This window comes from Lentzea waywayandensis (assembly GCF_900115955.1).
Lineage (GTDB): Bacteria > Actinomycetota > Actinomycetes > Mycobacteriales > Pseudonocardiaceae > Lentzea > Lentzea waywayandensis.
This window is the reverse complement of record NZ_FOYL01000004.1, coordinates 209414-230840: the sequence shown is the minus strand read 5'-3', so window position 1 is coordinate 230840 and position 21427 is coordinate 209414. Positions and strand designations below refer to the sequence as shown.

Annotated in this window: 19 protein-coding genes; 6 read left to right on the top strand and 13 right to left on the bottom strand. The window is 68.6% G+C overall.

All coding sequences use genetic code 11. The annotated features are described in order from the left end of the window. The first annotated feature begins 6 nt into the window (after positions 1–6). A complete protein-coding gene (locus BM417_RS16735; RefSeq protein WP_093594390.1) occupies positions 7–1194 on the top strand; it encodes a MarP family serine protease in 1188 nt (395 codons plus the stop codon). Here BM417_RS16735 and BM417_RS16730 read toward each other — a convergent pair. After that, on the bottom strand, positions 1172–1870 hold the full coding sequence (locus BM417_RS16730) for a TetR/AcrR family transcriptional regulator C-terminal domain-containing protein (protein ID WP_093594387.1): 699 nt from the start codon (positions 1868–1870) through the stop codon (positions 1172–1174). The genes BM417_RS16735 and BM417_RS16730 overlap by 23 nt on opposite strands. A 69-nt stretch (positions 1871–1939) precedes the next feature. Here BM417_RS16730 and BM417_RS16725 point away from each other — a divergent pair, with 69 nt between their 5' ends. After that, on the top strand, positions 1940–3424 hold the full coding sequence (locus BM417_RS16725) for an FAD-dependent oxidoreductase (RefSeq protein WP_093594384.1): 1485 nt from the start codon (positions 1940–1942) through the stop codon (positions 3422–3424). Here the strand turns inward: BM417_RS16725 and BM417_RS16720 are convergent. From BM417_RS16720 to acs, 4 genes are all read right to left on the bottom strand, one after another. Continuing rightward, positions 3396–4313 carry an alpha/beta fold hydrolase gene (locus BM417_RS16720; RefSeq protein ID WP_093596060.1) on the bottom strand — a complete coding sequence of 306 codons (918 nt, stop codon included), beginning with the start codon at positions 4311–4313 and terminating at the stop codon, positions 3396–3398. The genes BM417_RS16725 and BM417_RS16720 overlap by 29 nt on opposite strands. Further along, entirely contained in the window at positions 4310–4750 is a 441-nt protein-coding gene (locus BM417_RS16715; protein WP_218164493.1) for a phage holin family protein, read from the bottom strand. Before BM417_RS16715 ends, BM417_RS16720 begins: the two co-directional genes overlap by 4 nt. Next, on the bottom strand, positions 4747–5904 hold the full coding sequence (gene nhaA / locus BM417_RS16710; protein WP_093594381.1) for a Na+/H+ antiporter NhaA: 1158 nt from the start codon (positions 5902–5904) through the stop codon (positions 4747–4749). The genes BM417_RS16715 and nhaA overlap by 4 nt, the downstream gene beginning before the upstream one ends. A 125-nt stretch (positions 5905–6029) precedes the next feature. Then, positions 6030–8012 (bottom strand): acetate--CoA ligase, encoded by a 1983-nt coding sequence (gene acs, locus BM417_RS16705; protein WP_093594378.1) that lies wholly within the window; start codon positions 8010–8012, stop codon positions 6030–6032. A 259-nt stretch (positions 8013–8271) separates the two neighbouring features. On the opposite strand from acs, the gene BM417_RS16700 reads away from it, so the two are divergent. Further along, a complete protein-coding gene (locus BM417_RS16700; RefSeq protein WP_093594375.1) occupies positions 8272–9000 on the top strand; it encodes an oxidoreductase in 729 nt (242 codons plus the stop codon). Here the strand turns inward: BM417_RS16700 and BM417_RS16695 are convergent. Together BM417_RS16695 and BM417_RS16690 are read right to left on the bottom strand one after the other, a co-directional pair. Then, positions 8993–10096 (bottom strand): kynureninase, encoded by a 1104-nt coding sequence (locus tag BM417_RS16695; protein WP_245821955.1) that lies wholly within the window; start codon positions 10094–10096, stop codon positions 8993–8995. The genes BM417_RS16700 and BM417_RS16695 overlap by 8 nt on opposite strands. Next, positions 10096–10911, bottom strand: a complete 816-nt coding sequence (locus BM417_RS16690) for a tryptophan 2,3-dioxygenase (RefSeq protein WP_093594369.1) — start codon at positions 10909–10911, stop codon at positions 10096–10098. The genes BM417_RS16695 and BM417_RS16690 overlap by 1 nt, the downstream gene beginning before the upstream one ends. 106 nt (positions 10912–11017) lie before the next feature. Here BM417_RS16690 and BM417_RS16685 point away from each other — a divergent pair, with 106 nt between their 5' ends. Continuing rightward, positions 11018–11458 carry an Lrp/AsnC family transcriptional regulator gene (locus BM417_RS16685; RefSeq protein WP_218164492.1) on the top strand — a complete coding sequence of 147 codons (441 nt, stop codon included), beginning with the start codon at positions 11018–11020 and terminating at the stop codon, positions 11456–11458. A gap of 120 nt (positions 11459–11578) precedes the next feature. Beyond that, complete coding sequence (locus tag BM417_RS16680) at positions 11579–12703, top strand: globin domain-containing protein (RefSeq protein WP_093594365.1); 1125 nt, start codon at positions 11579–11581, stop codon at positions 12701–12703. On the opposite strand, the gene BM417_RS16675 is transcribed toward BM417_RS16680, so the two are convergent. The 3 genes from BM417_RS16675 to BM417_RS16665 form a co-directional block, all read right to left on the bottom strand. After that, on the bottom strand, positions 12692–13603 hold the full coding sequence (locus tag BM417_RS16675; RefSeq protein WP_093594362.1) for an N-acetylmuramic acid 6-phosphate etherase: 912 nt from the start codon (positions 13601–13603) through the stop codon (positions 12692–12694). The two genes, BM417_RS16680 and BM417_RS16675, sit on opposite strands and share 12 nt — an antisense overlap. After that, positions 13600–14520 (bottom strand): MurR/RpiR family transcriptional regulator, encoded by a 921-nt coding sequence (locus BM417_RS16670; RefSeq protein ID WP_245821954.1) that lies wholly within the window; start codon positions 14518–14520, stop codon positions 13600–13602. The genes BM417_RS16675 and BM417_RS16670 overlap by 4 nt, the downstream gene beginning before the upstream one ends. A 71-nt stretch (positions 14521–14591) precedes the next feature. Further along, positions 14592–15038, bottom strand: a complete 447-nt coding sequence (locus BM417_RS16665; RefSeq protein ID WP_093594356.1) for a carboxymuconolactone decarboxylase family protein — start codon at positions 15036–15038, stop codon at positions 14592–14594. Between the two features lie 50 nt (positions 15039–15088). Between BM417_RS16665 and pdxR the strand changes: the two genes are divergently transcribed. Further along, positions 15089–16426, top strand: coding sequence for a MocR-like pyridoxine biosynthesis transcription factor PdxR (gene pdxR / locus BM417_RS16660; RefSeq protein ID WP_245821953.1), 1338 nt, complete (start codon positions 15089–15091; stop codon positions 16424–16426). Here the strand turns inward: pdxR and BM417_RS16655 are convergent. The 3 genes from BM417_RS16655 to BM417_RS16645 are packed head-to-tail and all read right to left on the bottom strand — an operon-like array spanning position 16409 to position 20797. Further along, a complete protein-coding gene (locus BM417_RS16655; RefSeq protein WP_093594350.1) occupies positions 16409–17932 on the bottom strand; it encodes a serine hydrolase domain-containing protein in 1524 nt (507 codons plus the stop codon). The genes pdxR and BM417_RS16655 overlap by 18 nt on opposite strands. A 7-nt stretch (positions 17933–17939) precedes the next feature. Beyond that, positions 17940–19145, bottom strand: a complete 1206-nt coding sequence (locus BM417_RS16650) for an exo-beta-N-acetylmuramidase NamZ family protein (RefSeq protein ID WP_093594347.1) — start codon at positions 19143–19145, stop codon at positions 17940–17942. Beyond that, positions 19142–20797, bottom strand: coding sequence for a glycoside hydrolase family 3 protein (locus tag BM417_RS16645; protein ID WP_093596054.1), 1656 nt, complete (start codon positions 20795–20797; stop codon positions 19142–19144). Before BM417_RS16645 ends, BM417_RS16650 begins: the two co-directional genes overlap by 4 nt. Positions 20798–21427 lie beyond the last annotated feature (630 nt).

The following is a 21427-nucleotide window of genomic DNA, read 5'->3' as shown; positions in this document are numbered from 1 at the left end:
TTCAGGTTGAACTGGGTTGACCTGCTCGTGCTGGGCCTCGCCGCGATCGCCGCGGTGTCCGGGGCCAGGCAAGGCATGGTCGTCGCGCTGCCTGCGTTCGTCGGTGTGCTCGTCGGCCTGATCCTCGGCACACAGATCGCTCCGCTGCTGGTGTCCCAGTTCGAGAACGTCGTCACCAAGGTCGTGTTCGCGGTCGGTGTCGTCGTGCTGCTCGTCGCGCTCGGCGAGACGATCGGTGTCTACATCGGCCGGACGATCAAGGCCAGGGTCAACGCGTCGCCGTTGAGGGGCGCGGACAACGCCCTGGGCGCGATCGTGCAGGGCTTCGTCGTCTTCATCGTGGCGTGGATGATCGCGCTGCCGCTGACCTCGGTCGTCGGCCTGCCGGACCTGACGTCGTCGCTCAAGCAGTCGGTGATCCTCGGCAAGGTCGACCAGACCATGCCGCAGGCCGCCCGCGTGCTGTCCGGCGACCTGCAGAAGCTCTTCGACGTCTCGGGCTTCCCGGCGGCGATGGACCCGTTCAACCGCACGCCGCTCAAGGAGGTCGAGCCGCCGAACACCCAGCTCGCGGACTCCCCGGTCGCGAAACGGCTCCAGGCGAGCGTGCTCAAGGTCCGCGGTCGTGCGCCGTCGTGCTCACGTGCGCTGGAAGGCACCGGATTCGTCATCGCGCCCGAGCGGGTCATGACGAACGCGCACGTCGTCGCAGGTACGAACGAGGTGACGGTCGAGGTCGGCCGCGGCCAGTTCGACGCGACGGTCGTCTCCTACGACCCGCGCACGGACATCGCCGTGCTCGCGGTGCCGGACCTGGAGGCCACGCCGCTGCAGTTCCGTTCGGACGAGGTGCAGCCGGGCGAGGACGGCATCGTGCTCGGCTACCCGCTCGACGGCCCGTACAAGTCCTCACCGGCACGGGTGCGCGAGCGGATTCCGCTGCTGCGCGGCCCGGACATCTACGACGCCCAGACGGTCACGCGCGACGTCTACACCGTTCGGGCCGAGGTCCGGTCCGGCAACTCGGGTGGCCCGCTGGTCGACCCGAACGGCCGGGTGATGGGCGTGGTGTTCGGTGCGGCGGTCGACGACCCGGAGACGGGCTTCGTGCTCACGGCCCAGCAGGTGCAGGCGATGGTGCAGAAGGCGCCGACCCTGACGAAGCGGGCGTCTACGCAGGGTTGTGCCTCGTAGCGATGCCGTCGAGCACGTAGTCGAGGCCGACCTCGAACCTGTGCGCGGGGTCGCTGTCGCTGGACTCGTGCATGACCCTGGCCAGCGTCGGGAACCGGCCGGTGGCGAGCATCCGCTGCATGTACGGACCGGACGCTCGCTGCCACTGCTCCTCGGTCATGCCCGTCGACCGTTCCGCGCGCAGTTCGGTGATCTCGCCGCGGACGGCCCCGAACACGTACGCCATCACCGCGCCGACCGCGCCGAGCACGTCGTCGATGTTCTCGAACCGGACCGTGGCGAGCGTGGTCTCCATGTGCGTGAGCGCGTTCGGGCCCTGGTGCGGGCGGTTGCTGAGCAGGTCGATGAACCACTCGTGCCGCTTCGCCGCGTCCCGGACGCCGTGCGCGACGTGCCGCAGGCCCGTTCGCCAGTCCGCTGACGGCGACGGCGGCGTGATCTCGCCGTAGACCTCGTCGACCATCAGGTCCAGCAGTTCGGCCTTGGTCTCGACGTAGCCGTAGAGGCGCATCGGGCCGGCGTTCAGCGCGGCCGCGACCTTGCGGAACGACACCTCGTCGAGCCCGCCCCCGTCGGCGAGCCTGATCGCGGCGTTCACGATCAGGTCCCTGCTCAACGGGGTCGGTGACGGCTTGCTGGGCGGCTCTGGGCGGTCCCACACGGCTTCGTTCGACATCGGACTGGACAATACAGCGTCTCATCGCGATACAGTGTATTGAGTGATACGGCGTATCGGGAGGATGCGATGAAGACTTCGGTGCTGGTAGTGGGTGGGGGACTGGCGGGGACGTCGGCCGCGCTGTTCCTGGCGTGGCGCGGGGTCGACGTGACGCTGGTGGAGAAGCATCCGGGCAGCTCACCGCATCCGCGGGCGGTCGGCTTCAACGCTCGGGTGGGCGAGTTGCTGCGTGCGGTGGGCCTGGAGGGCGAACTGCCGGTGAGCAGGATGACCAAGGGCTTCGGCGTCCGGCGGGTCCGGGCGGAGAGCCTGGTCGGGAAGAAGTTCGACGAGACCTTCTGGACGCCACCGGCGCAGCTGTCCGACATCGAGTACTCGCCGTCCAAGGGCGTCGGGGTGGCCCAGGACAAGATGGAGCCGCTTCTGCGGGACAAGGCCCGTGAGCTGGGCGCGGACATCCGGATGAGCACCCGGATGCTGGAGTTCGCGCAGGACGACGAGGGTGTCACGGCGATCGTGCAGGGCGACGGCGAGCCGTACGAGATCCGGGCCGGCTACCTGATCGCGGCCGACGGCCACCGCAGCCCGGTCCGCGAACAGCTCGGGATCACGCGCACCGGCCGCGGCTTCATGCACACCTCCCGCAGCGTGCTGTTCCGCGCGCCGCTGCAGGAGTACCTGAAGGACGGCATCGGTCAGTTCGTGATCGACGGCGTCGGCTTCCTGACCACCTACGGCGACGGCCGCTGGGTGCTGATGCTCGACGACCGCGAGTACACCGAGCCCGAGCTGCGGCAGAAGATCGTCCAGGCCATCGGCCGCGACGACCTGGAGATCGAGATCATCACGACGGGCCGCTGGACGATCAGCGCGGCGGTCGCGGACCAGTTCTCGGCTGGACGGATCTTCCTGGCCGGCGACGCCGCGCACACGTTGCCGCCGAGCCGCGGCGGGTTCGGGGCGAACGTCGGCATCGAGGACGCGCACAACCTCGCCTGGAAGCTCGCGGCGGTCATCGGCGGCGAGTCACGACCGTCCCTCTTGGACACCTACGACGCGGAACGACGCCCGGTCGCCACCCTGTGCCACCAGCAGATCTTCGCGCGCAACGACGGCCACAACCGCGACGGTGAGCCGGAGGACGCGCCGTTGATCGACAACAACGCGATGCACTTCGGCGTCCTCTACCGCTCGGACGCGGTGCTCGGCGCGGGCCCGGAGCTCCCGCCGGCGCAGCTCCCCGAGCAGTGGAACGGCCAGCCGGGTACGCGCGCCCCGCACGTGTGGATCGAGCCGGGCAAGTCCACTGTGGACTTGTTCCAACGCGGCTGGGTGCTCGTCGCCGACCACCCGCAGTGGGAGGAGGCTGCCGGGCAAGCAGGCGTCCAGTACGAACGGGTCGAGCAGCTGGACGTGTTCGGATTGTCCGCGAAGGGCGCTTCGCTGGTCCGGCCGGACGGCTACGTCGCCTGGCGCTCGACGGATCTGCCGGACGACCCGACCGGCACTCTGAAGAACGCGTTCAGCTCGTCTTCCGCAGGAACTCGGTGATCAACCTGCTCGTGGTGTGGGACGCCTCCTGGTTCGGGAAGTGCCCCACCTCGGGCAGGCTCCGGAACTCCGACCCCGCGCCGAGCCACGGCCGCGAGTCGAGCGCCGAGGCCTCCGGTGCGATCGGGTCCAGCGCGCCGTGGATCTGGAGCACCGGCACCTGGATCGGCTTGTCGACGGCCTCGGCGAACCGGCGGCCGTCGCTGCGGAGCTGCGAGCGCACCGCCCAGCGGTAGTACTCCAGCGCGCTGTGGGCGACGCCCGGAATCGTCATCGCCTGCCGGCAGCGGCGGATGACCTCGTCGAACTCGGGCGCCGTCCGCCACTTCGGCCCGGTCCACGCGGACAGCAGCTTGGCGACCTGAAGGCCGTTCTCGCCGGTCAGCCAGCGTTCCGGGTAGATCGGTAGCTGGAAGCGCAGCACGTGGGAGTTCGTCCGGGGATGCCTGCGGAACGCCCGGCGCGTCACCAGCGGGTGTGGTGCGGACAGCACGGAGATCGACGAGACCACGCGTGGATGCATCGCGCCGACGGTCCACGCCGTGGCGCCGCCCCACGCATGACCCACCAGGTGTGCGCGTTGGGCACCGAGCGCCTTGACCAGGCCCGCGATGTCACCTGCGAGTGTGAATCCGTCGTAGCCGCGCGGGGGTTTGTCCGAGTCGCCGTAGCCGCGCAGGTCGACTGCCACGGCGCGATAACCGGCCTCGGCCAGTGCGGTCAGCTGGTGCCGCCACGACCACCAGAACTCGGGGAACCCGTGCAGCAGCAGCACGAGAGGTCCCTCGCCGAGTTCGGCGACGTGCAGGCGGATGCCGTTGGCCGAGACGTCGCGGTGCGTCCACGGACCCGCGACCCGCACGACGGACGGGTCGGGTTTGCGGCTCAGTTGTCGTCGCCCCTGCGAGTCAGGGCCGCGACCGTGTCCTTCGCGGCCGCGATCGACTTCTCCGGCGCCCTGATCTTCTTGACCTTGCGGTAGCCGAGGAAGGCGAAGGCGACGGCGCTGAGCAGCATCACGCCGAACACGAGCCCGAAGCCCGCCCAGTAGCCCCAGCCGAACCACTCGGCGAAGCCGAATCCGAGAGCCATGAACAGGAAGAACAGGCTGAAGCACAGGATCGTCAGCGCGACGATGAAGAAGACGCTGCCCTTCACGCCCTTCTTGATCTCGGCCGTGATCTCGCCCTTCGCGAGCTCGACCTCTGCTCTGACCAAGGTCGACACGTGGGCGGTCGCATCACGGACGAGACCGCCGAGCGACGCCTCGGCCGTCGGGTCGTCTGCGGTCAGCGGAATCGACGCGATGTGTTCCCTGGTGGTCACTCGGACATGGTGCCATGCGCCCGGCTCCGGCGAATGAGCAACACCGCGGCGAGCAGCGACGCGATCATCGAGGCGAGCAGCACAGCGGCCTTCGCGGTCTCCGCCTCATCGAGTGAGAGTTCCGCGATCAGCAGGCTGACGGTGAACCCGACCCCGCCCAGCACCGCCACCGCCACGATGTCCCGCGGCCCCGCGCCGGACGGCCACACCGCCGCCTTGAACCACACCGCGAGCGCGGAGGCCCCGACGATCCCGATCACCTTGCCGACGACCAGCCCGACCATCACACCGATCGCGATCTTGTCCGAGAAGAGCTTCCCGAACGCCTCGGCGCCCACCGGCACACCCGCCGCGAACAGCGCGAACACCGGCACCGCCACCCCGGCCGAGAACGGCTGAAGCCGGTGCTCCAGCCGGACCGCGGGTGCCTCCTGCTCGTACGGGTCGCGCTTCACCCGCGTCAGCAACGCCAGCGCGACGCCCGCGATCGTGGCGTGGACGCCCGACTCGTGCATGAACCACCAGGTGGCGAGCGCGATCGGCACGTAGATCCAGGCGCTGGTGATCCTCTTGTGCTGGAGGAACCAGTACAGCGCCAGCAGCAGCACGACCGCCCCGGCCGCGAGCAGGTTGAACTGCGCCGTGAACAGGATCGCGATCACGATGATCGCCCCCAGGTCGTCCACGACGGCCAGCGACAGCAGGAACACCCGCAGACTCGACGGCAGCCCGGACGCCGTCAGCGCCAGCACACCCAGCGCGAACGCGATGTCCGTCGCGACCGGAATCGCCCAGGCCTTCTCGATTCCCGGTTGCCCCCAGCCGATCGACAACGCGATCAGCGCGGGCACGATCATCCCGCCGACGGCCGCGATGATCGGCAGGGCGGCGGCCTTCACGTTGGACAGCTCGCCGACGACGAGCTCGCGCTTCAGCTCCAGCCCGGCGACGAAGAAGAAGATGGCCAGCAGACCGTCCTTGGCCCAGTCGCCGACCGACAACGGTCCAAGATGGAGGTCCCGCAACGCGAAGTAGCTCGGCGCGAGCGGGGAGTTGGCCCACAGCAAGGCGACGGCCGTGGCTCCGAGCAACACGGTTCCGCCCACGGTCTCCGTGCGCAGGTAACGAGCGAAATCAGCGATCTTGCGAGACACAGGGCTCCCAGGGCGGTCGACAGGTACACGAATACTCGTGCCGACCAGACTTCCCGGCTCACCTAGATGCGATCTTAACGCGAACGGGCGCCCTCGAGTGAGGACGCCCGTCACGTTTACGCAGATCAGTCCTCGGACTTGCCCGACTGCAGACCCGCCGAGATCAGGTCCATGACCGACGAGTCGGCCAGCGTCGTCACGTCGCCGACCGCGCGGTTCTCGGCCACGTCGCGCAGCAGGCGGCGCATGATCTTGCCCGAGCGCGTCTTCGGCAGCTCCGGCACGACCATGATCTGACGCGGCTTCGCGATCGGGCCGATCTCCTTGGCCACGTGGTCGCGCAGCGCCTTGATCGCGTCCGCGCCGCCGGCGTCCGCACCCGCGCCACCGCGCAGGATCACGAACGCCACGATGCCCTGGCCGGTCGTGTCGTCGGACGCGCCGACGACGGCCGCCTCGGCCACGGTCGGGTGCGACACGAGCGCCGACTCGACCTCGGTGGTCGAGATGCGGTGACCGGACACGTTCATCACGTCGTCGACACGGCCGAGCAGCCAGATGTCGCCGTCGGCGTCGTACTTCGCGCCGTCACCGGCGAAGTAGAAGCCCTGCTCCTTGAAGCGCGACCAGTACGTGTCGCGGTAGCGCTCCTCGTCGCCCCAGATGCCGCGCAGCATCGACGGCCACGGCTCGTCCAGCACCAGGTAGCCACCGCCACCGGCCGGGACCTCGACGCCCTCGTCGTTGACGACCTTCGCGCCGATGCCGGGCAGCGGGCGCTGCGCCGAACCGGGCTTGGTCGAGATGACGCCGGGCAGCGGCGAGATCATGATCGCGCCGGTCTCGGTCTGCCACCACGTGTCCACGATGGGAGCCTTGCCGCCGCCGACGTTCTCGCGGTACCAGATCCACGCCTCGGGGTTGATCGGCTCGCCGACCGAACCCAGCACGCGCAACGAGCTGAGGTCGTACTTGGCCGGGATGTCCGCGCCCCACTTCATGAAGGTGCGGATCAGCGTCGGCGCCGTGTAGTAGATCGAGACGCCGTACTTCTGCACGATCTCCCAGTGGCGGCCCTCGTGCGGGGTGTTCGGCGTGCCTTCGTAGACGACCTGCGTCACGCGGTTCGACAGCGGGCCGTAGACGATGTAGCTGTGGCCGGTGACCCAGCCGATGTCCGCGGTGCACCAGTACACGTCGGTGTCCGGCTTGAGGTCGAACACGTTGTGGTGCGTGTACGACGCCTGCGTGAGGTAGCCGCCGGACGTGTGCAGGATGCCCTTCGGCTTACCCGTCGTGCCCGAGGTGTAGAGGATGAAGAGCGGGTGCTCCGAGTCGAACGCCTCGGGGGTGTGCTGGTCGGACTGCGAGTCCACCAGCTCGTGCCACCACACGTCCTTGTCGGTCCACGCGACCTCGGTGTCGGTGCGCTTGACGACGATGACCTTCTCCACGGACGGCGCGGCGGCGACGGCCTCGTCGACGGCGGGCTTGAGCGGGAAGGGGTTGCCGCGGCGGAACTGGCCGTCGGTCGTGATCACGAGCCGGCACGAGGAGTCCTCGATGCGGGTGCGCAGCGCCTCGGCGGAGAAGCCGCCGAACACGACGCTGTGCATCGCGCCGACGCGGGCGCACGCGAGCATCGCGAAGATCGCCTCGGGGACCATCGGCATGTAGATCGCGACGCGGTCCTCGGCGCCGATTCCCAGCGACGTCAACGCGTTCGCGGCCTTGGAGACCTCGCGCTGGAGCTCGGCGTAGGTGATGGCGCGGGAGTCGCCGGGCTCGCCCTCCCAGTGGATGGCGACCTGGTCACCGTGGCCGGACTCGACGTGGCGGTCGACGCAGTTGTAGGCCACGTTGAGCTTGCCGCCCACGAACCACTTGGCGAACGGCGCGTCCGACCAGTCGAGCACCTGGTCCCACTTGGTGTCCCAGTGCAGCCGTTCCGCCTGCTTCGCCCAGAACGCCTCGCGGTCGGCCTTCGCCTCCTCGTACAGCTCTGGCTGTGCGTTCGCCTGTGCCGCGAACTCGTCGGAAGGCGGGAACGTCCTGCTCTCCGTGAGCAGGTTGTCCAGAGCGTTGCCCTGGCCTGGCGACTGCGTCATGGTGCGAGACCTCCTGGAATGTCCAGACCGGTTGGGGATGCGGGTACTGACCGTAGTGCGAGCCAGCTCACTTCCAACAGGCTCCTCCCTCAAAAGGTTCAGACCAATCTGGGGAGGTGGGTAACACGGCTGTCATTGTGTAACCCGTTTTGTCTGGTCCAGGCACGTGTGGCGCGTTGAACGGGCGCAGTTGCGCGCTCAGCGGTCCGGTCAGTGAGCTGGGTCACGCGTTTCACCTGGTCAGGTACTCTGCGCCACCGTGACCGATCCTCTCGCTCCGCTGCTTTCCTTGCCCGGCGTGGCAGACGCCGCGAACGCCGCCAAGGACGCCGTCTTCCAGGTGCACCGCCATCGGGTGAACCTGCGTGGCTGGGCCACGACGGCGGCGGAGGCGTCCGTCCGCGCGGCGCGTGCGTCGGCCGCTCTGGAGGGCGGGCCGACGGAGATCCCGGAGTCCGGCGAGGTCTCGGATCCGGTGCTGGCAGGGGCCTTGCGGATCGCCGAGGCACTGGGCGGACTGGTGGGAACGTGGCAGCGCGCGCCGTTGCAGGCTCTCGCGAAGCTGCACGTCCTCGCCGCCGCCGACCTCTCCGCCGAAGTCGGACGGCCGCGCGTCTCCGCGGTCGTCTCGCAGCGGCTCGACATGCTCGGGACGCTGGTCACCGGCGGAACGTCCGTGCCGGCGCCGATCGTCGTCGCCGTCGTGCACGGCGAACTGCTCGGGCTGGCGCCGTTCGACGTCGCCAACGGCGTGATCGCCCGTGCCGCGGCCCGGATGACGTCGATCTCCACCGGCCTCGACCCCAAGGGCCTCGGTGTGCCCGAGGTGGCGTGCCTGCGCCGTTCGGCCGAGTACGAGGCCGCCTCGGTGGCGTTCGCGTCGGGGTCTCTGGAAGGCCTGACCCAGTGGATCCTGTTCGTGTGCTCGTCGCTGGAGGCGGGCGCCCGCGAGGCCAAGAGCATCGCGGACGCCGCACTCGCTAGTTGACGATCTCGGCCAGGATCTCGGCCGCGCGCTTCACCTCTTGCTCGCCGATGTAGAGCGGCGCGATGCCGAACCTGAGGATGTCCGGCGGCCGGTGGTCGCCGATCACGCCACGTGCGATCAGTTCGGCCATCACGCCGGCGGGGTTCTCGCACCGCACCGAGATCTGGTGGCCGCGCGGCAACGTGTTCGGCGTGATGACCTCGAGCGACGTCATCTGCTCGATGTAGGAGCGGAACAGGCTGGTCAGCGTCATCCCGCGAGCCCAGTGGGCCTTCATGTCGACGCCGTCCCAGACGTCCAGGGCCGCGTCGAGCGCGAGCATCGACAGGATGTCCGGCGTGCCGACGCGTGCGCGCGCGATGCCGGGGTCGGGTTCGTAGCTCGCTTCCATCGCGAACGGCGCGCGGTGGCCGTTCCAGCCCGACAGCGGGTTCTCGAACGTCGCCTGCTTGTGCTTCGGCACGTAGATGAACGCGGGTGAGCCCGGTCCGCCGTTCAGGAACTTGTAGGTGCAGCCGACCGCGTAGTCGACACCGATCTCGTCGAGCTGGGTCGGATAGACGCCCGCGCTGTGGCAGAGGTCCCAGACCACTTGTGTCCCAACATCATGCGCCTGCTCGGTGAGCGCCTTCATGTCGTGCAGCGCGCCGGTCCGGTAGTCGACGTGGTTGAGCAGCACCACGGCGGTGTCCTCAGTCAAGTCCAAAGAGGACGGTCGAGCTGCGCGGACCTTCAGCCCGGTCAGCTCGCCCACCGACTGAGCGATGTAGCCGTCGGTCGGGAACGTCGACTCGTCGCACACGATCTCGGTGCGCTCGGTGCCCTTCACCGCGCCCATCAACGCCTTGTAGACGTTGACCGACGTCGAGTCGCCGACCACGACCTGTCCGGGCGCGGCTCCGATCAGCCGGCCGATGCGGTCACCGATCCGTTGCGGAGCCTCCCACCAGCCCTCGGACCACGACCGGATCAACCGGTTGCCCCACTGGTGCTTCACGACCTCCTGCACGCGCTCGGCGACGTGCTTCGGTGGTGCGCCGAGGGAGTTGCCGTCGAGGTAGATGACACCTTCGGGGATGTCGAACTGCTCGCGCATCAGACGTAGCTCCTCGCGGTCCACAGCTCGGGGAACACCGCTCGTTGGGTGCGCTTCTCCAGCCATGCAACACCGGCGGAGCCGCCCGTGCCGACCTTGGAGCCCATCGACCGCCGGGTCGCGAGCAGGTGGTCGTAGCGCCAGCGCGCGAACTCCTCGGCGATGTCGGTCAGCGCCTCGCCCAGCTCCAGCAGGTCGCGGTCGTTGCCGCGGTAGATCGCCGCCCACACCTGCTCGACCTCGGCCGACGGCTCGTAGGCCTTGGTCAGGTCGCGGTCCAGCACGCTCTGCGGGACGTCGAAACCCTTGCGCTTCAACGCGGCCAGCACGTCGTCGTAGAGCGACGGCAGGGCCAGCGACTTCTCCAGCTGTTCGTGCATCGCGGGAACGGCCCGGTGCGGCACGAGCATCGACGCGGACTTCTCGCCGAGCAGGAACTCCATCTCGCGGTACATGCCCGACTGGAAGCCGGACCCCTCGCCGAGCGCGTCGCGGAACGAGTTGAACTCGGTCGGAGTCATGCGCGCGATCGGCCGCCAGGCCGCGGAGAGCGCCTGGAGGTGCAGGTCGGAACGTCGGAGCGTGCGCACGGCAGCCCGCACGTCGTCGGCGCGCAGTTCGGTCTGGGCCTGTCGCCACTCGAAGCAGAGCAGGCCGAAGTACAGCTCCATCACCTGCGTGATGACCAGGAACGACATCTCGCGGGGATCTTTGGACCACTGCTGTTGAAGGGTGTGCAACACCGACGCGTGCACGTAGTCCTCGTACGGCGTGGTGCCGCCGAAATCCAGCTTGGGGGACACGGGGCAGCTCATGGGGTCAATCGTTGCCGGAACGGCCTGTCACCTGAATGGGCGATGAAAGGCGTTCGCGCCGAACTTCTTCCAAACGCAAAACAGATCACCGGGTAGCTTTGTGTTCATGTTGGACGAGGTCGACAAGGCCCTGTTGGAGGCACTCCAAGAGGATGCGCGCCTGTCGTACAACGAGCTCGCGCGCCGGGTCCACGTCTCGCCGCCGACGGTCGCGCAACGGGTCCGCCGGCTGGAGAACATGGGCGCGATCACCGGCTATCGCGCCGTGGTCGATCCCACCGTGGTCGGACGTCCGGTCGTCGCGTTGGTGCGCATGAAGTGCTACGGCCCGCGGTGCATCACGGTGCACCCCCAACTGCTCGACGACTGCCCGGAGGTGGTCGAGGTCGTGCGGCTCACCGGCGACATCTGCTCGGTCGTGAAGGTCGTGACGACGTCGATCCTGGAGCTGGAACGGCTGCTCGTGCGGCTCGCGAGCCACGGGGAGACGTCGAGCGCGATGGTGCTGTCGACGCCGATCCCGTGGCGCCCGGTTTTGCCGGGATGACGAGCATGTGAGCCGCGTAACAGGCCGGCCTCACCGTCGCCGTAGACTGCGGGGCTTCCGCACCTCACTCGATCCGCTGTCCGTCGGGGACCTCGTCGTTCAACCCACCGGAGTTCCCCGATGCTGTCCCCGAAGTCCGCCGAACTTCTCGAGGCCACCCTGCCCGCGGTCGGCGCCACCATCGGCGAGATCAGCCGGCTGTTCTACGCCCGCATGTTCGCCGAGCACCCGCTCCTGCTGCGGTTCATGTTCAACCGCGGCAACCAGGCCAACGGCACCCAGGCCCAGGCTCTGGCGGGGTCGATCGCGGCCTTCGCGTCCGGACTGCTCGCCGGGAAGCAGCCGGACGCGATGCTGCGCCGCGTCGCGCACAAGCACGTCTCGGTCGGCGTCACCTCCGGCCAGTACGCGGTCGTGCACGACCACCTGCTCGCGGCGGTCGCCGAGGTCCTGAACGTCACGCCGGAGATCGCGGCGGCCTGGAGCGAGGTCTACTGGCTGATGGCCGACGCGCTGATGGCACTGGAGCGCGACGTGCCGCGCGGACAGCAGGAGTACCGGGTGGTCGCCCGGTTCCAGGAGACCGACGAGGTGGCGACGTTCGTGGTCAGGCCGGTCACCGGTCCGGTGCCCGCGAACAGGCCCGGTCAGTACGTGTCGGTGCACGTCCCGCTTCCCGACGGCTCCCGGCAGATCCGCCAGTACAGCCTCTCCGGACGGGCCGACGACGCGCTCCAGTTCTCGGTGAAGCGGGACGGCGAGGTGTCGAACCACCTGCACGACTTCGCGCCGGTGGGCAGCACGCTCAAGCTCAGCCGGCCGTGCGGGGACGTGACGCTCGAACCCGGTGACGGCCCGGTGCTGCTCGCGTCCGCGGGGATCGGCTGCACGCCGATGATCGCGATGCTCGCCGAGCTGGCCGCCACCGGCTCGCCGCGGCGGGTGGTCGCGCTGCACGGTGACCGCGACCAGCTCTCGCACCCGTTCCGCGCCGAGCTCGCCCAGCTCGTGGCCAAGCTGAAAGACGCGCAGGCGCACGTCTTCTACGAGCGTCCGATCGGGGAGTGGCCGGCCGAGCGGACCGGGTTGGTCCACCTCGGCGGCGTCGAGATCCCGAAGAACGCGACCGCCTACCTGTGCGGGCCGGTGCCGTTCCTGCGCGAGATTCGGGCCCAGTTGCTCGCGGCGAAGGTCACCGACATCCACTACGAGGTGTTCGGGCCGGACGTCGTGTCAGCCGGCTAGCCGGTCCAGGGCGTTGCGGACGTGGCCCTTCGTGTCCTCCAACGCGGCGGCCGCACGTTCGGTCGGTGCGCCGGAAAGCAGGTGCACGAGCGCTACCTTGAGGTCGCCGGACGCGTCCGCCAGCGCCTGCTCGCACGCGTTCTCGGGCTGGCCGGTGGCCTCGTGCAGGATCCGGATCGTCCGGCCGCGCAGCTTCGCGTTGGTGGCGCGCATGCTGACCATCAGGTTCGAGTAGGTGCGCCCGAGCTTGATCATCACCGCGGTGGAGAACGAGGTCAGGACCAGCTTCTGGGCCGATCCCGCCTTCATCCGGGTGGAGCCGGCGATGGCCTCGGGACCGGTGTTCAGCGTGACGAGGACGTCCGGGGTGAACGGCACCGACGCGTTGTTCGACACCAGCACCGTGTGGGCGCCAAGCGTTTGCGCCTCTTGCAGGGCGCCGATCACGAACGGTGTGCGCCCGGACGCCGTCACGCCCACCACCAGGTCTTTTCCGGTGGCATGGCGGCGGATCTGGGCGGCGCCGGAGTGGTCCTCCACCTCTTCGACGGCGCGGACGAGGGCTTCCGGACCGCCGGCGTGGTGGGCGATGAACCAGTCGCCGGGAACGTTGAAGGTGGGGACGAGTTCAGCGGCGTCCAGCGTGGCCAACCGGCCGGACGTGCCCGCGCCGACGTAGTGCACGCGGCCGCCGGACATGATCGCCGCGACGCCGAGGTCGACCGCGCGGGCCAGGTCCGGCAAAGCCTGCGCGACCGCGGCCGGGACCGTGCGGTCCTCGTCGTTGATCATGCGCAGCACGTCGATCGTGGGTACCCGGTCGATGTCCGTGGTCCGCGGGTTCCGTTGCTCGGTCGGAGATTCCACGCGCACCACCACACCGTTCCGGGGGGAGATCATTTAGTCGTCTCCCGCGGCCGTCGCCGGCCGTCTGGTCTGGCACCGAGCCGATGGCCGGACACGGCTTCGTAGGTCGCCTCCAGCGCCGTCTTCGCCGAGTCCACGTGGTGCTGGGCGACGCCGATGAACAGGCAGTCGATCACCGTGAGCTGGGCGATGCGGCTCGCCATCGCGCCGGAGCGGAACGTGGTCTCGCGCGCGGCCGTGGTCAGCACGTGGTCGGCGACCTCGGTGATGGGCGAGCGCGGGAAGTTCGTCAGGGCGACGGTGGTGGCGCCGGTCTCGCGGGCGACGCGGAGAGCCTCGACGGTCTCCGAGGTCGAGCCCGTGTGCGAGATGCCGACGGCAACGTCCGCGGGGGTCAGGACGGCGGCCGACGTCAGCGCGATGTGCGTGTCGTTCCACGCGAAGCAGGTGAGCCCTATGCGGTGCAGCTTCTGCTGAAGGTCGAACGCGACGAACGCGGACGCGCCGAAGCCGTAGACGTCGACACGACGGGCGCCCGCGACCGCTTGGACGACCTTGTCGAGCGACTCGATGTCGAGCTGCTCCGCGGTCTCCTCGACGGCGCGGGCGTCGGCGAACGCGACCTTGCCGACGACCTGCTTGAGGTCGTCGCCCGGTCCGATGTCGCCACCCATGTCGTGGTTGGCCCTGGCCTGGCTGCGGGCGGTGTCGGCGGCGAGCGCGATGCGCAGCTCCGGATATCCACCCACGCCGATGGCCTTGCAGAACCGCGTCACCGTCGTCTCACTGGTGCCCGCCTGCTCGGCGACCTCGGTGATGCTGCGGTGCGCGACAGTTCCGGGGTTCTCCAGAACCACCTTCGCGACGCGCTGCTCGGCGCGCGCGAGACCCGGCAGCAACGACCGGATCTTCACCAGTGGACTGGACTCGGCACTGCTTTCAGTGGACACGTGGGAAACTTACTAACCGCCACTCCGAGGGTCAACGGAGTGTGTCCGAAAGTCACTCTCTCGGCAGGTTCCTAGTGGACGTCGGGCACCTTCCTGGTGGAGACCGCGATCCGGTTCCACGAGTTGATGGTGAAGATCAGCGCGATGAGCTGGGCCAGTTCCTCCTCTCCGAAGTGCTTCGCGGCCCGCTCGTAGACCTCGTCGCTGACGTACTCGTGGCTGCTCAGGACCGTGATGGCCTCGGTCAGCCGCAGCGCGGCCTGCTCCTTCTCGGTGTAGAGGTCACCGGCTTCCTGCCACGCGTTGAGCAGGTAGATGCGGGCCTCGGTCTCACCGCCCTTCCGGGCGTCGACCGTGTGCATGTTGAGGCAGTAGGCGCAGTGGTTGAGCTGGGAGGCCCGGATGCGGACGAGCTCGGCGAGCTGCTCGTCGAGACCCTCGCGGGCCGCGGCGTCGAGGGCGATCATGGCGCGGTAGACCTTCGGTGCCTTCTTGGCGAGGTCGATTCGGTTCGTCATGAGTAGAAACTTATGACGCTGATTGGCCCTGGGCATGGTGCAATCTGGTCGTGGAATCGTGGGCCAATCTGGACTTCCACCTGGACCTGTCCGGTCCGGGTGGTCTGCGGCACCGGTTGACGGCGTCGCTGCGCGAAGCGGTTCGGTCGGCGCGGTTGCCTCCCGGTACGAGGCTGCCCGCCTCGCGGTCACTCGCTCTTGATCTCGGAATCGCGCGGAACACCGTCGCCGAGGCCTACGCGGAGCTCGTCGCCGAGGGGTGGCTGACCGCGCGTCAGGGATCGGGAACCGTTGTCGCGCAACGGGTCGAGCCACCGCCACCGGTGAAGCGGCCGGAGCCAGGCGCGGAGGTGCGGTTCGACCTGACGGTGTCCACGCCCGACGTCACCGAGTTCCCGCGCGCCGAGTGGATCCGGTCCACCCGCCGGGCGTTGACGGCGGCGCCCTCGGAGGCGTTCGGGCCGGGGGACCCGCGGGGGCGCATCGAGCTGCGGACGGCGCTGGCCGAGTACCTGGCGCGGGCGCGCGGGGTGCGGGCCGATCCCGAACGGATCGTGGTGTGTTCGGGGTTCGGGGGCGCGGTGGGGATGTTCGACCGGCTGCTGAAGCCGCCGGTCGTCGTCGAGGAGTACGGGCTGGGTTTCCACCGCTCGCTGTGGAAGTCGACAGTGCCGTTGGCGGTGGACGACCACGGTGCGAACACCGAGCAGTTGCCCGATGACCGGCGTGCGTGTGTGTTGACGCCGGCGCACCAGTTCCCGTTGGGCGGTCCCTTGCACCCACGGCGGCGCGCATCGGCCGTGGAGTGGGCACGGCGCGTGGACGGCCTTGTGCTGGAAGACGACTACGACGGCGAGTTCCGCTATGACCGGCAGCCGGTCGGAGCCGTGCAGGGACTGGATCCGGAGCACGTCGTCTATCTGGGCACGTCCAGCAAGGCGTTGTCACCGGCGTTGCGGATCGCCTGGATGGTGTTGCCGGACCGGTTCGTGGACCCGATCCTGGCCCTGAAGACCGACCGTGAGCAGCACATCAGCATGCTCGACCAGCTGATCCTGGCCGATTTCCTGGAAAGCGGCGCCTACGACAGCCATGTGCGGCGGATGCGGCTCAAATACCAACGGCGGCGCGATCGGCTGGTGGAGGCTGTCTCGCCGTACGCGTCGGTGTCCGGTATCGCGGCGGGAATGCACGCCGTGCTCGACACACCGCATGAGACGGCGATCGTGCAGACCGCGCGCGAACGTGGGATCGAGGTCAGCCCTCTCTCGTGGTTCCGGCACGAGCTGAGCGACGACGACCGGACGGGGATCGTGGTGAGCTTCGGAGCGCCCGCGTTTCCACGGGCGCTCCCGCTGTTCACCGAGGTGCTAGCGGCGTGCCACTGACCAACCCTCGGCCGTGACGTCGCCACGGGCGTGCACGTAGACGCCTCGGCCGTTGTACAGGCCCGCCTTGGTGTAGACGAACCTGGTCTTCACGGATTCCGTTGGCACCCAACGGCGTCCGGTCGTCGTGATGGTGCGCGCGTCCTGCCAGTCCGTGCCGTTCCAGTGCTGGATCGTCAGCTTGTCGCCCTTGTCGACATCCACGAAGACCTCGACCGGACGGTCCGTGGTGAGCGTGCCGCCGGAAGTCGTCGCACGCCATTGCTTTCCGTGCGACTGGACCGCGAGCGCGTTGGCCAGACCGTCGGCGACGACCCGGCGGGCGGGGTTCACGCTGCCCCAGTCACGGCTCGGGTGCACGCGGTTGGACAGCAGGATCGCGATCGACCGCGAGGCCTTGTCGATCACGAACGACGTACCGGTGTAGCCGGTGTGACCTGCTGTTCCCGGACCGCTCAGCCCGCCCATGTACCAGCGTTGGTCGAGCTCGAAGCCGAGGCCGTGGGCGTTGTCGGGGAACTGCTGGTTGAAGTTCGTCAGCATCAGCTCGACGGAGTGCTCGGTCAGGATCCGGCGGCCGTTGTACGTGCCGCCGTTGAGGATCGTCTGGCCGAGGACGGCGAGGTCCTTTGCCGTGCCGAAGACACCGGCGTGGCCCGCTACTCCTCCGAGGGACCACGCGTTCTCGTCGTGCACCTCGCCGCGGACGATGCCGCGTGGCGGTGCCGACTGGAACTCCGTTGCGGCCGTGCGGTCCTTGGCCTTCGGGTTGTAGCCGGTGTCCTTCATGTCGAGCGGCCTGGTGATGCCGTCCTTGACCGCCTGATCGAGCTTCTTGCCGCTGACCTTGAAGACCAGCTCGCCGAGCGTGATCAGGTTCAGGTCCGAGTAGACGTACGTGGTGCCGGGCGTGGACTTCGGCTTCACGTCCATCACGGCCTTGATGCGTGACGGGACGTCCGGGTACCTCTGCCACAGCGGGATGAACGGCTCAAGGCCGCTCGTGTGTGTGAGGAGCTGCTTGACGGTGATGTTCTCTTTGCCGTTCACGCCGAACTCGGGCAGATAGGTGGCGACCTTCTCGTCGATGCTCACCCTGCCCTGCTCGACCTGCTGGATCACCGCTATCGAGGTGAAGAGCTTGGAGATGGAGGCGAAGTCGAAGATCGTGTCCTTGCGCATCGGGACGCGTTCTTCTTCCGGCAGCTGGGTTTGCTGGTCGGAGTAGAGAACCGCGTAGCCGGTGCGGTCGTGCGTGACGATCTTGCCGCCGTGCACGTACATCGTGACGGCACCGGCGAACAGCGGTTTGCCGTTGGCCTGGGGCTTCTGGAACTCGCGGAGCCGGCGCAGGGCCGCGTTGATCGGCTCCGGGTCGAGGTTCGCCCAGAACGGGTTCGACTCGCGCAGCGTCGTCCAGCGGTTCGCGAAGCCGTCCTGGGGCTGGTCGAAGTGGCCGGGTACTGCCGTCGTCACGAGTGCGACGGCCAAGGCAGGGATGAGCATGGCGTCCTCACCGGTAGCGCAGGTAGGGCAGGCGGGTGCGGCGGAACTGCTGGAGCTCCTGTTGCCACGCACCGGTGATCTCGTCCAGGGGAGCCTGGGCGTCGATCATCCTGCGCAGCCGGTCGGAGCCGCTGAGCTTGTCGATCCAGTTGTCGGGACGCCACGCGAACACGGCGGGGTACAACGACTTCGCGGTGATCAGCATGGCGACGGCAGCCTTGATGGCGTCGAACTCGGCCGCGTCGGTGACGTGCAGGGTGACACCGCCGCAGGTCTTGCCCTGGAACTTGTTGAACGTCGGCGAGAAGTAGGTCTCGCGGAACCTGATCCCCTTGAGGTTCAGGGCGTTCAGTGCTTCGGCCCAGCGCCAGTCGATGCCGGGCGCGCCGACCGTTTCGAACGGGCGGGTGGTGCCGCGGCCCTCGGACAGCACCGTGCCCTCGAACAGGCACGTGCCGGGGTAGACCAGCGCGGTGTCCTGGGTGGGCATGTTCGGGCTCGGCGGGACCCACGGCAGACCGGTGTCGAGCTGGTTGCGGCGCCAGTTCCTGACGTTGACCACTTCGAGCTTGGTCTTGAGGTCGAACTCGCCCTTGAAGAGGCGGGCCAGTTCGCCGACCGTCATGCCGTGTTGCTGGACGATCGGCTTCAGGCCCACGAAGGTCGCGTAAGCCGGGTCGAGCTGCGGGCCGTTCGCGCCGCCACCGATGGGGTTCGGGCGGTCGAGGACGATGAAGTCCAGGTCCTTGGCCGCTTCCATCGCCTGGTACAGCGACCAGATGTAGGTGTAGAAGCGCGCGCCCACGTCCGCGATGTCGAACACGACCGTGTCGATGCCCGCCTTCGTGAACATCGCCTGGATCTTCGCGGGGTTGGCTTGGTACGTGTCGTACACCGGGATGCCGGTGCGCGGGTCCGCGTAGTCGCCTTCGGAGCCACCCGCCTGTGCCGTGCCGCGGAAGCCGTGTTCTGGCCCGAAGACGGCGGTCGGCTTGGCGTCGTGGGCGACCATCGAGTCGACGACGTGGGTCTGGTCCTTGAGGACGCCTGTCGGGTTCGTGAGCACGCCGACCTTGCGGCCCTTGAGCTTGCGCCAGCCGTCCTGCGCGAGTTGTTCGGAGGCGGTGGCGAGCTTCGGGGTCGCGTTGGCGGTGGCTGTGCTGACGAGGGGGACGGACAGGGCGCTTGCCGCGAGGAAGCTCCGCCTTCTCACCAGGTCACTCCGTGTCCGAACGGGTAGGGGGTCGGGCCGGGCACGTCGACCGGGAGCTTGCCCTGCGGCTTGGCCTCGCCGAGCAGGATCCTGGCCAGCGCCTCCATCGAGACCGTCGTGGTCGAGTAGGTGGCGAGCCACGTCTTGGCGTTGCTGTGGGCGACGTCGTACGGGTTGCCGGTGGCGGCCGCGATGACCGGTTTGCCGGTGGCGACGAGCTGGTTGATCAGGTCGACCTGAGCCGGCCTGGTGCTCGCGTTGTTGGTCAGCACGACGATCTTGTCGGCGTTCGCCGCTGCTGTGAGTGCCTGCTGGATCTGTGCCGGGGTGGGGCTCGTCGCGGTGACGACCTTGGTGCCCTTGAGTCGCGTTGCCAGGGCCGAGGCCGGGCCGTCGCTGGTGCCGACGACCAGGGGAGCGGTGGCGTTCAGGGGGATCGCCTGAGCGTCGTTGCGGACGACCGTGATGGTGCGGTCGGCGATGGCCTGGGCGCTCTGGGTGTTGGAGCCGACGACCTGGTCGACCTTGTTCTCGTCGACCTCGGCGGTGAGCATGACGCCGCGCAGGAGCTTCATCTTCAGGATGCGCAGGACGCTCTGGTCGATGCGCTGCTCGGTGATCTCACCGCTGCGGACGGCCTTGATGACGCTGTCGATCGCGAGACCGAGGTTCGGCGGCATCAGCAGCTGGTCGACGCCCGCCTTGATGGCCAGCACCGGGATCTCGGCGTCGGAGTGGAGCTTGCGGACGCCCGCCATCTCCAGCGAGTCGGTGATGACGACGCCGTCGTACTTCAGCTCGTCGCGCAACAGGCCGGTGATGATCTTCGGGCTGAGCGTGGCCGGGTTGCCGGACGGGTCGATCTGCGGCACCTGGATGTGCGCGGTCATGATCGAGTCGATCTTGGCGGCGATGGCGGCCTTGAACGGCGGCGCGTCGATCTGGCGCCACTGGTCGAGGCTGCGGTTCGAGACCGGCAGGGCGGTGTGGCTGTCCTCGGACGTGTCGCCGTGGCCGGGGAAGTGCTTGGCGGTCGAGGTGACCGAGCTCAGGTCGAACCAGCGGCGCCCCTCGTAGCCCTGGACCTGCGCCCCGACCATGTCAGCTGCGAGCTTCGGGTCGCTGCTGAAGCTCCGCACGCCGATGATCGGGTTCGCCGGGTTGGAGTTGACGTCGGCGTCCGGGGCGAAGTTCTGGTTGATGCCCATCGCGCGGAGCTCTTGGCCGGTGATGCGCGCGGCCTCTTCGGCGTCCTTCGTGCTGCGGCCGGCGCCGAGGGCCATGTTGCCCGGCAACTGGGTGGCCGGCGGGCCGATGCGCGTGACGAGACCCATCTCCTGGTCGGTCGAGATGAGCAGGGGGATCCGGCTGGCCTTCTGCAGGCCGTTGGAGAGCTGCGCGATCTGCTTGGGGGTGTCGATGTTGTCGCGGCTCGAGTTGTTGAAGTAGATGACGCCGCCCGGCTGGTACTTGCGCACCATCTCCGCGGCCGTCGCCACTCCGAAGTCGGTCTGGTTCTTGGGGTGCGGGACGTCGGCGGCCTGGCCGTTGACGTACGTGACGAAGAGCTGGCCGACCTTCTGTTCCAGCGACATCCCGCGCAGCGTGGTCACGGAGGCGTCCGCTCTCGCCACCGGCGTGAGGGCGACCATGGCTGTGACCAGCGTCAACGCGGCGAACTTCCGCACTTGTCCGTGCCTCCCGGTGATGTTCCCACAGGTAACTGACGTATTTCGCAAGTTACTCACGGCTGCGTGGTGGGTCAACGGGCGGACATTCTGCCGTTCGACGGCAAAATTTGGCCTAACAAGCAGACGGGGCACCCTCGAAAGGGTGCCCCGTCTTCAGCGCGGGCTTGCGAGTTACCAAGCGTGCAACTCCAGTCGTACAACCCTGGCCTCGGCGTCCGGCGTCCCGGTACGCAGGCCCTAGACGACAAGCCTCCCGCGGCGTGCTGCGCGTGGGTACTCGAAGTCCGCGCACGGAGCTTGGCCGGGGTGGATCCTGACTTCTCTTCGTCTGGTCCCTGGCCGACCCGAGGTCCGCACCACCCATTTAAGTGCGTGGGCCCGGTCACAGCAAGGGCTCGGACGGGTGCACCGTTCAAGCCACGTTCAGTAGTGAAAGTACTGGCGTTCTTGGATTTGTGAGGTTCTGTTCGCATTCGGGTACCGCTGCCAGGGCGTTGTCGTGCACTCACGCGGGCACCACGTGCGCGGGGCGTTGCCGCTACTCGCCAGTACCCGCCACCTTCGGTGACTTTGTTCCGCGCGGGCTTGACT

Excerpts from the sequence above, each read along its gene's own strand:
- BM417_RS16730 (WP_093594387.1), bottom strand. The coding sequence starts at position 1,870 with ATGTCGAACGAAGCCGTGTGGGACCGCCCAGAGCCGCCCAGCAAGCCG.
- BM417_RS16725 (WP_093594384.1), top strand. The coding sequence starts at position 1,940 with ATGAAGACTTCGGTGCTGGTAGTGGGTGGGGGACTGGCGGGGACGTCG.
- acs (WP_093594378.1), bottom strand. The coding sequence starts at position 8,012 with ATGACGCAGTCGCCAGGCCAGGGCAACGCTCTGGACAACCTGCTCACG.
- BM417_RS16695 (WP_245821955.1), bottom strand. The coding sequence starts at position 10,096 with ATGCGCGAGCAGTTCGACATCCCCGAAGGTGTCATCTACCTCGACGGC.
- BM417_RS16690 (WP_093594369.1), bottom strand. The coding sequence starts at position 10,911 with ATGAGCTGCCCCGTGTCCCCCAAGCTGGATTTCGGCGGCACCACGCCG.
- BM417_RS16685 (WP_218164492.1), top strand. The coding sequence starts at position 11,018 with ATGTTGGACGAGGTCGACAAGGCCCTGTTGGAGGCACTCCAAGAGGAT.
- BM417_RS16680 (WP_093594365.1), top strand. The coding sequence starts at position 11,579 with ATGCTGTCCCCGAAGTCCGCCGAACTTCTCGAGGCCACCCTGCCCGCG.
- BM417_RS16675 (WP_093594362.1), bottom strand. The coding sequence starts at position 13,603 with ATGATCTCCCCCCGGAACGGTGTGGTGGTGCGCGTGGAATCTCCGACC.
- BM417_RS16665 (WP_093594356.1), bottom strand. The coding sequence starts at position 15,038 with ATGACGAACCGAATCGACCTCGCCAAGAAGGCACCGAAGGTCTACCGC.
- BM417_RS16655 (WP_093594350.1), bottom strand. The coding sequence starts at position 17,932 with ATGCTCATCCCTGCCTTGGCCGTCGCACTCGTGACGACGGCAGTACCC.
- BM417_RS16645 (WP_093596054.1), bottom strand. The coding sequence starts at position 20,797 with ATGGTCGCCCTCACGCCGGTGGCGAGAGCGGACGCCTCCGTGACCACG.